The sequence below is a fragment of the Pseudomonas sp. GW822-FHT06B12 genome, assembly GCF_058799675.1.
In genome coordinates, this window is the sequence record NZ_JBXALR010000004.1 from 109,943 (window position 1) to 123,335 (window position 13,393).

16 protein-coding genes are annotated in these 13,393 nt (G+C 60.3%); 10 read left to right on the forward strand and 6 right to left on the reverse strand.

Annotated features, from left to right (window positions below):
- Positions 1-10 precede the first annotated feature (10 nt).
- Positions 11-1,405, forward strand: coding sequence for an argininosuccinate lyase (gene argH, locus AC1RKH_RS10545; protein ID WP_493062631.1), 1,395 nt, complete (start codon positions 11-13; stop codon positions 1,403-1,405).
- A gap of 126 nt (positions 1,406-1,531) precedes the next feature.
- Here the strand turns inward: argH and AC1RKH_RS10550 are convergent, their stop codons facing one another.
- Complete coding sequence (locus AC1RKH_RS10550; RefSeq protein ID WP_493062632.1) at positions 1,532-2,191, reverse strand: glutathione S-transferase family protein; 660 nt, start codon at positions 2,189-2,191, stop codon at positions 1,532-1,534.
- Positions 2,192-2,316: 125 nt separating this feature from the next.
- Between AC1RKH_RS10550 and AC1RKH_RS10555 the strand changes: the two genes are divergently transcribed.
- The 3 genes from AC1RKH_RS10555 to AC1RKH_RS10565 all read left to right on the forward strand — a co-directional run bounded on the left by AC1RKH_RS10555 (position 2,317) and on the right by AC1RKH_RS10565 (position 6,100).
- Complete coding sequence (locus AC1RKH_RS10555) at positions 2,317-2,601, forward strand: hypothetical protein (protein ID WP_123426210.1); 285 nt, start codon at positions 2,317-2,319, stop codon at positions 2,599-2,601.
- A 216-nt stretch (positions 2,602-2,817) separates the two neighbouring features.
- Positions 2,818-3,063, forward strand: coding sequence for a TIGR02647 family protein (locus AC1RKH_RS10560; RefSeq protein ID WP_030129110.1), 246 nt, complete (start codon positions 2,818-2,820; stop codon positions 3,061-3,063).
- Between the two features lie 187 nt (positions 3,064-3,250).
- On the forward strand, positions 3,251-6,100 hold the full coding sequence (locus AC1RKH_RS10565) for a class I adenylate cyclase (RefSeq protein WP_493062633.1): 2,850 nt from the start codon (positions 3,251-3,253) through the stop codon (positions 6,098-6,100).
- 7 nt (positions 6,101-6,107) lie between these two features.
- Here the strand turns inward: AC1RKH_RS10565 and rnk are convergent, their stop codons facing one another.
- The 3 genes from rnk to cyaY form a co-directional block, all read right to left on the reverse strand.
- Positions 6,108-6,518: a nucleoside diphosphate kinase regulator gene (rnk, locus tag AC1RKH_RS10570; protein ID WP_123426208.1), complete on the reverse strand. Its 411-nt coding sequence runs from the start codon at positions 6,516-6,518 to the stop codon at positions 6,108-6,110.
- 251 nt (positions 6,519-6,769) lie between these two features.
- Positions 6,770-6,994, reverse strand: coding sequence for a DUF1289 domain-containing protein (locus tag AC1RKH_RS10575; RefSeq protein WP_493062634.1), 225 nt, complete (start codon positions 6,992-6,994; stop codon positions 6,770-6,772).
- A 4-nt stretch (positions 6,995-6,998) separates the two neighbouring features.
- Positions 6,999-7,331, reverse strand: coding sequence for an iron donor protein CyaY (gene cyaY, locus AC1RKH_RS10580; protein ID WP_019694235.1), 333 nt, complete (start codon positions 7,329-7,331; stop codon positions 6,999-7,001).
- A 238-nt stretch (positions 7,332-7,569) separates the two neighbouring features.
- Here cyaY and lptM point away from each other — a divergent pair, with 238 nt between their 5' ends.
- The 6 genes from lptM to AC1RKH_RS10610 are packed head-to-tail and all read left to right on the forward strand — an operon-like array spanning position 7,570 to position 12,177.
- Positions 7,570-7,743, forward strand: coding sequence for an LPS translocon maturation chaperone LptM (lptM, locus tag AC1RKH_RS10585; protein ID WP_123426206.1), 174 nt, complete (start codon positions 7,570-7,572; stop codon positions 7,741-7,743).
- 9 nt (positions 7,744-7,752) lie between these two features.
- Positions 7,753-9,000, forward strand: coding sequence for a diaminopimelate decarboxylase (gene lysA, locus AC1RKH_RS10590; protein WP_493062635.1), 1,248 nt, complete (start codon positions 7,753-7,755; stop codon positions 8,998-9,000).
- Positions 9,001-9,004: 4 nt separating this feature from the next.
- On the forward strand, positions 9,005-9,835 hold the full coding sequence (gene dapF, locus AC1RKH_RS10595) for a diaminopimelate epimerase (RefSeq protein WP_493062636.1): 831 nt from the start codon (positions 9,005-9,007) through the stop codon (positions 9,833-9,835).
- Between the two features lie 13 nt (positions 9,836-9,848).
- Entirely contained in the window at positions 9,849-10,574 is a 726-nt protein-coding gene (locus AC1RKH_RS10600; RefSeq protein ID WP_123426204.1) for a DUF484 family protein, read from the forward strand.
- A 2-nt stretch (positions 10,575-10,576) separates the two neighbouring features.
- The gene (xerC, locus tag AC1RKH_RS10605; RefSeq protein ID WP_493062637.1) at positions 10,577-11,476 is read left to right on the forward strand and encodes a tyrosine recombinase XerC; all 900 of its coding nucleotides are present in this window, start codon (positions 10,577-10,579) and stop codon (positions 11,474-11,476) included.
- On the forward strand, positions 11,473-12,177 hold the full coding sequence (locus AC1RKH_RS10610; protein ID WP_493062638.1) for an HAD family hydrolase: 705 nt from the start codon (positions 11,473-11,475) through the stop codon (positions 12,175-12,177). Before xerC ends, AC1RKH_RS10610 begins: the two co-directional genes overlap by 4 nt.
- 200 nt (positions 12,178-12,377) lie before the next feature.
- Here AC1RKH_RS10610 and sutA read toward each other — a convergent pair whose 3' ends face one another.
- Together sutA and AC1RKH_RS10620 are read right to left on the reverse strand one after the other, a co-directional pair.
- Complete coding sequence (sutA, locus tag AC1RKH_RS10615; protein ID WP_019694242.1) at positions 12,378-12,704, reverse strand: dormancy-specific transcriptional regulator SutA; 327 nt, start codon at positions 12,702-12,704, stop codon at positions 12,378-12,380.
- Between the two features lie 102 nt (positions 12,705-12,806).
- A complete protein-coding gene (locus AC1RKH_RS10620) occupies positions 12,807-13,232 on the reverse strand; it encodes a secondary thiamine-phosphate synthase enzyme YjbQ (RefSeq protein ID WP_123426201.1) in 426 nt (141 codons plus the stop codon).
- Positions 13,233-13,393: the final 161 nt, after the last annotated feature.

A 13,393-nucleotide genomic window follows, 5' to 3' on the forward strand; every position in this document is an offset into this window, starting at 1 on the left:
GAGCGAATTCATGAGCACTGACAAGACCAATCAGTCCTGGGGCGGCCGCTTCAGTGAGCCCGTCGACGCCTTCGTCGCCCGCTTCACCGCCTCCGTCACTTTCGACCAGCGCCTCTATCGTCACGACATCATGGGCTCCGTCGCCCACGCCACCATGCTGGCCAAGGTCGGCGTGCTGACCGATGCCGAGCGCGACAGCATCATCGACGGCCTGAAGACCATCCAGAGCGAAATCGAGGCCGGCACCTTCGACTGGCGCATCGACCTCGAAGACGTGCACATGAACATCGAAGCGCGTCTGACCGACCGCATCGGCGTCACCGGCAAGAAACTGCACACCGGCCGCAGCCGTAACGACCAGGTGGCGACCGATATCCGCCTGTGGCTGCGTGACGAGATCGACCTGATCCTGGACGAAATCACCCGCTTGCAAAAAGGTCTGCTGGAGCAGGCAGAACGCGAATCCGGCACCATCATGCCCGGCTTCACCCACCTGCAAACCGCACAGCCAGTGACTTTCGGTCACCACATGCTAGCCTGGTTCGAAATGCTCAGCCGCGACTACGAGCGCCTGGTCGATTGCCGCAAGCGCACCAACCGCATGCCGCTCGGCAGCGCCGCACTGGCCGGTACCACGTACCCGATCGACCGCGAACTGACTGCCCAATTGCTGGGCTTCGACGCTGTTGGCGGCAACTCGCTGGACAACGTCTCGGATCGCGACTTCGCCATCGAGTTCTGCTCGGCAGCGAGCATCGCGATGATGCACCTGTCGCGCTTCTCCGAAGAGCTGGTGCTGTGGACCAGCGCGCAGTTCCAGTTCATCGATCTGCCTGACCGCTTCTGCACCGGCAGCTCGATCATGCCGCAAAAGAAAAACCCCGACGTCCCGGAACTGGTGCGCGGCAAAAGCGGCCGGGTGTTCGGTGCGCTGATGGGCCTGCTGACCCTGATGAAAGGCCAGCCACTGGCCTACAACAAGGACAACCAGGAAGACAAAGAGCCGCTGTTCGACGCCGCCGACACTTTGCGCGACTCGCTGCGGGCCTTTGCCGACATGATCCCGGCGATCAAGCCAAAGCACGCCATCATGCGTGAAGCGGCGCTGCGCGGTTTCTCCACGGCTACCGACCTGGCCGACTACCTGGTGCGCCGCGGCCTGCCGTTCCGTGACTGCCACGAAATCGTCGGTCACGCCGTGAAGTACGGTGTGGAAAGCGGCAAGGATCTGGCAGAGATGAGCCTGGAAGAACTGCGCAAATTCAGCGATCAGATCGAGCAGGACGTGTTTGCCGTTCTGACTCTGGAAGGCTCGGTGAATGCCCGTAACCACATCGGCGGCACCGCGCCGGTGCAGGTGAAGGCAGCTGTGGTTCGCGGCCAGGCGTTGCTGGCCAGCCGCTAAACCGCTAAAAGCATCGCGAGCAAGCTCGCTCCCACAGGGTTTGGTGTGTTCAACACGGTCCAGTGTGGGAGCGAGCTTGGTCCGGGCGGCGATCCGACGATGACTGACTTCAGATCACTACAAGACTTACTTCCTGGAAGCGATCATCGCCAAAAACCCTGGCATCGCCGCTTCCTTGTCCGCCGCAATCCGCTTGGCATGCGGTGTTTGTTCCAGCTGCTCAAGCAATGCCCTGGCCGCCGGCAACTCTGCCAGCAAATCCAGATCGAAGAGCTTTTTGCCGACCGCGCAGGCAATGCTGACGCTGTACAGGAAGTACAGATCCGCCACGCTCAGCGTCTCGCCCGCCACATACGGCGCGAACTTGCCGTGACGTCCCAGCGACGCAATCCCCAGCAGCAGTTCGGCCTTGGCTTTTTCCTTGATCGCTTCCGGCACCGGCATGCCGAAAAAGGCTTCAGCGAAACAGGCGCGAGCCGGCAGTTCGATGTACAGCTCGATTTCCTTGGCCAGCGCCAGAGCCTGAGCCCGCTCGAAAGGTGTTTTGGGCAGCAGCGCAGGACCCGATTGCGTGTCTTCGAGGTACTGAAGAATCACGCTGGTCTCGTTGATGAAACCCTGTTCGACACCCAGCACCGGAACCTTGCCGCGCGGGCTGATGGCCAGCGCTTCAGGGCTTTGCCCGGCGTAAAACGCTACTTCCTCAAAGGGCAGGCCCTTCTCCAGCAACGCGTGTTTGACCATGTTGTAGTAGTTGCTGACGGAAAATCCATAAAGTTTGAGCATCACATGGCCTCCAGGCCGTGCAGGGGGTTGGCAGCGACTGTTATAGAACGTCGGGAGCACTCTCGCCAGCAGCATCACACGGCTGAATGCAGGTAAACTGGCGACCTATTCTTGAGGAGCCTGCCATGAGCGAGCCAGCCGATATCGATAACGACGAAGAAGAGTTCGCCGAAACCACCCTGATCGAAGCGATCGAAAACCAGATCGAAAGCGACAACCCGCCAGCAGCCAAGGCGACGTTCAACAAACTGACCCTGGTCGGTTACGAGCGTGAAGAAATCCTGCAATTGATGGCCCACGTTTTGGCCGTTGAAATCGACGCAATCCTCGAAGAAGACCGCGCATTCAATACCGAATGGTATGAAACTGCGTTGCGCGCACTGCCAGAGCTGCCGCCAGAAAAGAAATAACATCAAAAGATCGTCCGAACGCGGCCCGAACCTTCGGCAGCTCCTACGGAGTACACCGCTCGTCGTAGGAGCTGCCGAAGGCTGCGATCTTTCCAGCCCCCGACTACACGCCATAGCCACTGTGGCGAAAAGCTCTAAGCCAACACTGGACAGCTCGCCCGAGTGCGTTCACCTTAGGGACGCTATCGTCTAATTCCTAGAAAGTCTGGAGTCCTTATGTCGCTTACCCCTGAGCTGGTTGCCGAACTGGAAATCCTTGCACTCTTCAACCTGGACAGTTCCCAGGAAGGTTTGAAAATCCATCAGACCGCTGCCCCGAAAGCCATTGCCGCCGCACAACGTCTGTTCGACAAAGAGCTGATCACCCAGCCCGATGGCGGTTATCTGACCAGCCTGGGCCGTGACGCCGCACAGAATGTTCAGACAGTTCTGACCATTTTGTCTGTCCAAGAAACCGCCTGACCGTTGCCGCCCTATCGCCCACGGAAACCCCTGCTACGGGATTTCCGCGGGCAGACTGTCGCCCATCGAAAGAAATTTGACGCCAGAAACCAAAAATCAGCTTAAAAGTCCTGAGCGTCAGGCTGTAAACTGCCCACCGCCCTGAGACTTTCCCTCGTTCGAGCACTGCGAGCCGGTTTGAGCTGACATGACCCGCACCCATGAAATTCGCCCCGATCTGGACGAAGGAATCGATCGCAAGGTTCTCAGCCAGTTGCGCGCGCGCTTTCTGAAGCTCAACGACGGTCGGTTGGCCCGCGCCATGGAAGGGTTGTCACCCCGCCAGCAAGGGGTTTTGACCTTGTTGCCACTGTTCTTCCACGTCAATCACCCGCTATTGCCGGGTTACGTCTCGGGCAGCACGCCGGCCGGGCTGTCATATTTCGAGCCTGACGCCACGGCGCTTGCCGAAGCGCAACGCCTGACACGCTCATTCTCCTACAAGCCCCGCCACGGCAATCCGCCGCGACCGATTCATGGTTTGTTCCTGATGGGCAGCCTTGGCACCCTCGCTCAGGCCGATCAGAGCGACATGGACGTGTGGGTCTGTCATGCCTCGGACTTGAGTGAAAGCGAACTCACCGAGCTGCGTAAAAAGTGCCAGTTGCTGGAAGTCTGGGCCGCCAGTCAGGGCGCCGAGGCGCATTTCTTTCTGATCGACCCGCAACGTTTCGTCCGCGGCGAACGCGACAGCCAATTGAGCTCCGACAACTGCGGCACTACGCAGCATTATTTGCTGCTGGACGAGTTCTATCGCACGGCCATCTGGCTCGCCGGACGCACGCCGATCTGGTGGCTGGTGCCGGTGTACGAAGAGTCCGGTTACGATCAGTACACCCATACGCTGCTGTCCAAACGCTTTATCCGCGCCGACGAAACCCTCGATCTCGGCCACCTGGCACACATTCCGCCCGGCGAATTCATCGGGGCCGGGCTCTGGCAGTTGTTCAAAGGCATCGAGTCACCCTACAAATCGGTACTCAAACTGCTGCTGACCGAGGTCTACGCCAGCGAACACCCGAAGGTCGAATGCCTGAGCCTGCGCTTCAAGCACGCGGTGTTCGCCAACCGCCTTGATCTGGATGAGCTCGACCCGTACATCGTGGTCTACCGGCGCATCGAGGAGTACCTCACGACCCGAGGCGAGCCAGAACGGCTGGAGCTGGTTCGGCGCGCCTTGTACCTCAAGGTCAATCGCAAGCTGACCGGCAACAGCGGCCAGCGCAGCAAAAGCTGGCAGCGGTTGCTGCTGGAGCGGCTGGCTCAAGAATGGGGCTGGGATCATCGGCAATTGGCGATGCTCGACAGCCGTAGTCAATGGAAGGTCCGCCAGGTCAGCGCCGAACGCCGGGCACTGGTGAACGAGCTTAACTACAGCTATCGCTTCCTGACCCAATTCGCCCGTACCGAGCAGAGCGTCAGCCTGATCAACAAGCGCGACCTCAATGTGCTGGGTCGCAGGCTGTATGCCGCTTTCGAACGCAAGGCCGACAAGATCGAGTTCATCAACCCGGGCATTGCGCCAGACCTGGCTGAAGACACACTGACCCTCGTCCAGTCAGCGAACAAGAAAGAATCCGGGCAGACCCGCTGGGGTTTGTATAACGGCAACCTGGCCGCGCAGGAATGGGAGCATTTCGCGCCGATCAAGCGCAGCCGCGAACTGCTGGAACTCCTGACCTGGTGCCACCGCAACGGCGTTATCGACAGCAGCACGCGCCTGGCCTTACACCCCGGCAGCAGCGACCTGAGTGAGTTCGAGCTGTTCAACCTGCTGGGCAGTCTGCAACAGACCATCGCCCTGCCCCTGACCAGCGTCAGCGAAGAACAGCTGCTGCGCGCCAGCGTGCCGAGCGAGGTGCTGATTCTGGTGAACGTTGGCGTCGACCCGCTCAAGCACCACCGTGACCTGAACATCCTGATGACCACCGAACGCACAGACTCGCTGAGCTACGCCGGGGTGCGCGAAAATCTGGTGCTGACCCTTGACCAGGTCACGCTCAACAGCTGGAACGAAGTGCTGGTCAGCCGCTATGACGGCGCCCACGCCCTGCTCGATTGCCTGCGCGATTACCTCAACAACCTGCCGGGCGGCCCGCAGCAACCTCGACTGCGCGTGCGCTGTTTCTGCCATAACCGTGCGCAATTCATCGCCCAACGTGTCGAAGAAGTCCTCGATACCGCGCAGAACCTGCTGCTCAGCCAGCTCAATCATCGCTACCTGATTCAGGTTCAGCGGCATTACCACGTACTGGAACTGGTGCCCGGCCAGGTCAATCATGTCGCGCTGGCCAGCCTGCCGGCACTGCTCGATTACCTGAACCAGGACCTGACCCGTTACAGCCCTCTGCAACTGGACTCGATGGCGCTGGCGGATCACGACCTGGCGTTGATCCTGCCGATGGGCCAGCCCGACTGCATTCAGGTGTTTTACCGCATCAACGATGCCCACGCCGAGTTGTACGTGCTGGATGAATTCAATGCCCTGTGGCAACAGCGCCAGCCGTATCACGACGAACAAAGCCTGCTGGTGCCACTGCAACGTTTCCTGCAATCGATCCTGTATCGCCGTGACGCGCTGCTGCCGATGGACGCAGCCCAACCGGCGACGGTGCTGGAAACCCTGTACTACCAACTGCTGCCGTCGGGCACCAACCGTGCACGCCGGGTCGAACCACGGCCAGCGCCGCAGACACCGGTGAACAAGCCGTTCTACGACGTCCAGGCGATTATCGGCAAAGCCGTACCGGGCCAAGGACAGGTCACCTTGTATTGCAATCAGCGAGAGTTTTCCGAGCTGGAGCATGGCGACCAGCTATTTGCCGTGGTTGCGCAGGAGATCGTCGGGCAGCGTCGCGAGGCGCAACACTATCGCTGCTACATCACCGACCTTGACCTGTCCGGCCTGCTCGGTGATGGTCAGAGCTCAAGCAATCTTTACCTGCGCTACAAGGCAGACCTGGAGCGCGCATTGAACAAGGCGCTCGAACAGGTCTGAGGTGTTGTCAGAATGAGCAGTCACCGCCATTCTTTGGCTGCGACTCAACCTCAAGCAGTGTGAGCTTCAGGGTCTTGCCGCCGGGTGCCGGCCAATCGATGTGCTGGCCAACCTTCAAACCGAGCAATGCGCTGCCTACCGGCGCAAGAATGGAAATCCTGCCTTCGTCGGCATTGGCGTCCTGTGGATAAACCAGGGTCAGGTGATAGTCCTTGCCGCTGCTTTCCTCACGGCAATGCACACGCGAGTTCATGGTCACGACATCGGCTGGCACTTCATCGTGACCGACCAGCGTATCGGCGCGATCCAGTTCGGTTTGCAGCGCGATAACACCTGGCAGCGAGTCATCCAGGCTGTCGATCAAACGCTCCAGACGTTGCACGTCCAGGCGGGTAAGGATGATGGAAGGTGCGGTCATGATTGAGGCAGACTCCTTTTTTCTGCACGACAAAAGCAAAACCCCGCCAGAAATAGGCGGGGTTTTCACGGGCCTCGATGAGTTGAGGTGTATCCGGACACTATCACAGCTCAAAAAATATACAAGCCAGCACCGGACAGCCCGCACGATCCCTGTAGGAGCTGCCGAAGGCTGCGATCTTTCCGGCGCGTCGCGATTGGTGCAGAAGTCTGTAAAGGGCAAGATCAAAAGATCGCAGCCTGCGGCAGCTCCTACGGGTGGCTTGCGGCCTTACGCTGTTGAGCCCGGGCGCAAATCACCCGGCGTCGATCATCGTCGGCCGAGCGCCATTCGCGGATATCTTCGACATGGCGAAAACAACCCAGGCAGACTTTCTGCTCGTCCAGCCGACAGACACTGGTGCACGGCGACGGCACCGCCGTGCTGACGTTGCTGTACAGCGGCTTCGGCGGACGGGCGGGCGCTGCATCGGTCACAAGATCACAGCCCTTCGAAATCAAGCTTGGCGCCGGCCTGCTCGCCGACAATGCGCTCAAGCATCTCGCCGAGCTGCTCTTCGCTCTTGTCACACATCCAGCGTTCGCTTTCTTCGTCATAGTCGAAGTGGAAGCCGCCAGACACGGCCGCCAGCCACAGCTGACGCAGCGGCTCCTGGCGACTGAAGATCAACTGGCTGCCGCTTTCGAACTTGACGGTGAGCACACCGGCCGAGCTTTCCAGATCAACATCCAGGCCACTCTCATCGAAAATATCCTCCAGCGTTTGCTGGGTGGCATCGACCAGGTCGTGGAAACGGGCTTCAGTCAAACTCATTGCAGGAACCTCAAAAAGTGTCTACTCACGCTCAAGCGCCGCAAGATACGGCCGAGCCCCAGCGATTGCAAAGGATACCGACCAGGCATCGGACAAGAGTAGAAAATATCGGCACGCCTTGCGCCGCTTGATCGCTCGCCCGGGCAAGGGCCCGCCAGACGGGTGGTCCGTCGCATAGGCAAGCTGCCGGGTGGCCGGTATACTCCGGCGCAATTAACGCATTTTCAAGGATTTCGCCATGAAGCGCCTGATCTCTTCCCTTGCTGCGCTCGTCGCGGTTGCCTGCCTTGTCACTGCCTGTGGTCAAAAAGGTCCGCTGTATCTGCCCGATGACAGCAAATCCCCTGAAGAACAGGCGAAGTCGTCGCAGTCCAAAGCGCACCAGCACAGCACCGGTACCAGCACTTACTAAGGGAACATCATGGACGCTTTTAACTACCGTGACGGGGAGCTGTTCGCGGAAGGTGTTGCCCTGTCTGCCATCGCCGAGCGCTTTGGCACACCCACCTACGTCTACTCCCGCGCACACATCGAAGCCCAGTACCTGGCGTTCGCCGACGCCCTGGCCGGCACGCCGCACCTGGTCTGCTTTGCGGTCAAGGCCAACTCCAACCTGGGCGTACTGAATGTCCTGGCGCGCTTGGGCGCTGGTTTCGACATCGTCTCCCGTGGTGAGCTGGAACGTGTTCTGGCCGCCGGTGGCCAGCCCGACAAGATCGTTTTCTCCGGTGTCGGCAAGACCCGTGACGACATGCGTCGCGCCCTGGAAGTCGGTGTGCACTGCTTCAACGTCGAGTCCACCGACGAACTCGAACGCCTGCAAGTCGTCGCTGCCGAACTCGGTGTTCGCGCGCCGATCTCGCTTCGGGTCAACCCGGACGTCGATGCCGGCACACACCCATACATTTCTACCGGTCTTAAAGAAAACAAGTTCGGCATCGCTATTGCCGACGCCGAAGACGTGTACATCCGCGCCGCACAGTTGCCGAACCTGGAAGTGGTCGGTGTCGACTGCCACATTGGTTCGCAACTGACCACCCTGCCGCCCTTCATCGATGCGCTCGACCGCCTGCTGGCGCTGATCGATCGCCTGAGCGATTGCGGGATCTACCTGCGCCACATCGACCTCGGTGGTGGTTTGGGCGTGCGTTATCGCGATGAAGAGCCGCCATTGGCTGCCGATTACATCAAAGCCGTACGCGAACGCATCGACGGCCGCGACCTGACGCTGGTGTTCGAACCGGGCCGTTTCATCGTCGCCAACGCCGGTGTGTTGCTGACTCAGGTCGAATACCTCAAGCACACCGAACACAAAGACTTCGCCATCGTCGACGCGGCCATGAATGACTTGATCCGCCCAGCGCTGTATCAGGCCTGGATGGACGTCACGGCCGTGCGCCCGCGTGCAACCCCGGCGCGCGCCTACGACATCGTCGGGCCGATCTGCGAAACCGGCGACTTCCTCGCCAAGGATCGTCAGCTGGCGCTGGAAGAAGGCGACTTGCTGGCCGTGCATTCGGCCGGTGCCTACGGGTTTGTCATGAGCTCCAACTACAACACTCGCGGGCGTTGCGCCGAAGTGCTGGTGGACGGTGATCAGGCCGTTGAAGTGCGTCGCCGCGAGACGGTAGCCGAGTTGTTTGCTGGCGAAAGCCTGCTGCCGGAGTAAACCCATGCTGCTGCGTTTTACCAAGATGCATGGCCTGGGCAACGACTTCATGGTCCTCGACCTGGTCAGCCAGCACGCGCACATCCTGCCCAAGCATGCCAAACAATGGGGCGACCGGCACACCGGTATCGGTTTCGACCAGTTGCTGATCGTCGAAGCGCCGAGCAATCCGGACGTGGATTTCCGTTACCGGATCTTCAACGCCGACGGTTCTGAAGTCGAGCAATGCGGCAACGGTGCGCGCTGCTTCGCGCGCTTCGTTCTGGACAAGCGCCTGACCGCCAAGCGGCAGATTCGTGTCGAGACCAAAAGCGGCATTATTGAACTGGATATCCGCAGCGACGGCCAGATCGGCGTCAACATGGGCGCACCGCGCCTGGTGCCGGCTGACATTCCGTTCCAGGCGCCGGCTCAGGCCTTGAGTTATCAGGTCGAAGTCGATGGTCAAACTGTCGAGCTCGCCGCAGTATCCATGGGTAACCCCCACGCCGTAGTGCGGGTCAGTGACATCAACAACGCACCGGTGCATGAGCTGGGACCGAAGATCGAAAACCACCCGCGCTTCCCGGCACGGGTCAATGTCGGTTTTCTCCAGGTCATCGACCGGAGCCGTGCGCAGTTGCGCGTCTGGGAACGCGGCGCCGGGGAAACCCAGGCCTGCGGGACCGGTGCCTGCGCTGCCGCAGTGGCCGCGATCAGCCAGGGGTGGATGGATTCGCCGCTATTGATCGACCTGCCCGGCGGGCGCTTGTCCATTGAGTGGGCAGGCCCTGGCCAACCGGTGATGATGACCGGCCCGGCAGTACGCGTATACGAAGGACAAGTGCGTCTTTGAGTGAGCGAAATACATGACTGATCAGCCTCAGGTTCCAGCCCCACAGCCCGACGAATCCCCTTCCGAAAGCCTGGAGGCGGCGGCGATTGCCGCGTACCTGGAGGCTCATCCGGATTTCTTCGTCGAGCACGAAGAACTGCTCCCGGCGTTGCGCATTCCGCACCAACGCGGCGACACCATTTCGCTGGTCGAACGCCAGATGAAAATCCTGCGCGAACGCAACATCGAGATGCGCCATCGCCTCTCGCAACTGATGGATGTCGCCCGCGACAACGATCGGCTGTTCGACAAGACCCGCCGCCTGACACTCGCCTTGATGGACGCCAGCAGCCTGGACGACGTGGTCATCAGCGTCGAAGACAGCCTGCGCCAGGACTTCCAAGTGCCCTTTGTCAGCCTGATCCTGTTCAGCGACGAGCCCTTGCCGGTCGGCCGCTGGGTGACCGGCGCCGAAGCGCAAAAGGCGATTGGTGGCTTGTTGTCGGAAAACAAATGCGTCAGCGGCAGCCTGCGCGAACACGAGCTGGACTTCCTGTTTGGCGAAGAACAGCGCAAGCAGATCGGTTCCACTGCGGTGGTCACCATCAGTCATCAAGGCCTGCATGGCGTCCTGGCGATCGCCAGTCGCGATCCGCAGCACTACAAAAGTTCGGTGGGCACGTTGTTCCTCAGCTACATCGCTGAAGTCATGGGCCGCGTGCTGCCACGGGTCAACACCTCGCTACGCTCGGTACGCTGACCATGGAACGACAACTGGACGCCTACTGCGAGCACCTGCGCAGTGAGCGTCAGGTGTCGCCTCACACCCTGGAAGCCTACCGCCGGGACTTGAACAAAGTCCTGGCGCACTGCAAGAAACAGAACATCGACAGCTGGAGCGCGCTGGACATCCAGCGCCTGCGCAGCCTGATCGCCCGCTTGCACTCGCAAGGGCAATCCTCGCGCAGCCTGGCGCGGCTGCTCTCGGCGGTACGTGGGCTTTATAACTACCTGAACCGCGAAGGCCTTTGCGACCACGACCCGGCCAACGGCCTGGCGCCCCCCAAAGGCGAGCGCCGACTGCCGAAAACCCTCGACACCGACCGTGCGCTGCAACTGCTCGATGGCGCTGTTGAAGACGACTTCATGGCCCGCCGTGACCAGGCGATTCTTGAGCTGTTTTACTCGTCCGGCTTGCGCCTGTCGGAGCTGACCGGGCTCAACCTTGAACAGCTGGATCTGGCGGATGGTCTGGTGCAAGTGCTCGGCAAGGGCAGCAAGACCCGAGTGCTGCCGGTCGGCAAGAAGGCCCGCGAAGCCCTGGAATTGTGGCTGCCGCTACGGGCTATGGCGAACCCGGTGGACGATGCGGTATTCGTCAGCCAGAAGGGCCGACGCCTCGGCTCACGGGCCGTTCAGGCACGGGTCAAAGCCGTCGGCGAGCGCGAACTGGGGCAAAACCTGCACCCGCACATGTTGCGACATTCCTTCGCCAGCCACTTGCTGGAGTCCTCGCAAGACCTGCGCGCGGTGCAGGAATTGCTCGGCCACGCGGACATCAAAACCACGCAAATCTATACCCACCTGGACTTCCAGCACTTGGCCACGGTCTACGACAGCGCCCATCCACGGGCCAAACGCATCAAAGGCGATGAGCAATGACAATCCAACTGATCACCTTCGACCTCGACGACACCCTGTGGGACACCGCTCCGGTGATCGTCAGTGCTGAAGCGGTGCTGCGCCAGTGGCTGGCCGAGCACACGCCGAACCTCGGTGCCTTGCCGGTCGATCATTTGTGGAGCATTCGTGAGCGGGTGTTGAGTCACGAACCAAACCTCAAGCACCGCATCAGCGCCCTGCGTCGCCGGGTGCTGTTCCATGCCCTGGAAGAAGCCGGTTACGCCCATGAGCACGCTATCGAACTGGCGGATCAAGGCTTCGAAGTGTTTTTGCATGCACGGCATCAGCTGGAAATCTTCCCCGAGGTGCAACCGACCCTGGAGATTCTGGCCAATCATTACGCCTTGGGCGTGGTCACCAACGGCAATGCGGATGTGCGGCGGCTGGGGCTGGCGGATTACTTCAAGTTCATCCTGTGCGCAGAGGATATCGGCATCGCCAAACCCGATGCCCGACTGTTCCACGAAGCCCTGAAACGCGGCGGCGCGACCGCAGAAAGCGCGGTGCATATCGGCGATCATCCGGGCGATGACATTGCCGGCGCTCAGCAGGCAGGGTTGCGGGCGATCTGGTTCAACCCGGCGGGCAAGGTGTGGGAAGCCGACAAGGCGCCAGATGCCGAGATTCGCAGTTTGACCGAGCTGCCGGCGTTGCTGGCGCGGTGGAACACCCAACACTGACCCTGAATGACACACAACCCCTGTGGGAGCGAGCCTGCTCGCGATAGCGGTGGGTCAGCCAACATCAATTTTGAATGTGACGGCCTCATCGCGAGCAGGCTCGCTCCCACAGGGGATTGTGCCTAACCCACGATTTTTGTTTCACCCATGAAAAAGCCCGCAGCGACGGCGGGCTTTTTCAGCAAGCACGTAGTAGGCGCTTAGATAGGCCGGCTGCCGTACTTGTTATCAGGCTTCTTTGGCGGATCCGCCACCACGTTGGCCTCGACTTCCTGAACCTTGCCGCCTTTGGCAAGGAACTCTTCCATCGCGCGCGCCAGAGCATCACGCTCTTTGTTCTTGGCTTCGACACTCGGCAGCTCGTCTACCGACACCGCAGCCTTGGCCTTGCCTTTGGCGGTCGGGACCGGCGTGTCATCACCGCCATCGTCGTCAGCAACGTCTTCCGCCGCTGCTTCCAGGCCTTCTTCGGTCTCGTCTTCGTCGCCTACTTCGAGGTCGTCGTTTTCCAGATCATCGTCGCTCATGTTCTACCTCATGACTTGCGAAAAGCAGATTAGTTATAGCCCAGCTTTGTCGTCTGTCGACGACCGCCGGAAAAAAATCAACATCCACTGGTAACCAGCGGTTTATGCCTCTTCACCGTGCACGGTGGCGAGGACTTTGCGAGCACCGCCATGATCGCGGTGTTCGCCCAGATAAACACCTTGCCAGCTACCTAACGCCAATCGGCCCGCCATTATCGGCAAACTCAATTGACAGCCTAGCAAACTGGCCTTGAAGTGCGCCGGGAGGTCGTCCAGGCCTTCGTCGTTATGCTCATAGCCGGCTGTTCCTTGTGGGATCAGCCGATTGAAAAACCGTTCGAAGTCGCGACGTACCGCCGGATCGGCGTTCTCGTTGATGGTCAACGACGCCGAGGTATGCTGCAGCCACAAATGCAACAGACCGACCCGACATGCCTTGATTTCAGGCAGGCCAGCGAGTAACTCGTCCGTTACCAGATGAAAACCCCGGGGCCGTGCCTGCAGGGTTATCAGCGTCTGTTGCCACATACAGTTCTCCGCACGTTCGGGGCGCATTCTAGCGCGCTCTGGGAAAAAACAAAGGCCCTAATATTCCTTCAATCATGTAAGCCATTGGCCGCGAAAAAACGCTCGCCACAAACACCACTAAACGTGTACGAAAAAACCTTTCAGCCGTACTTTCAGAGACA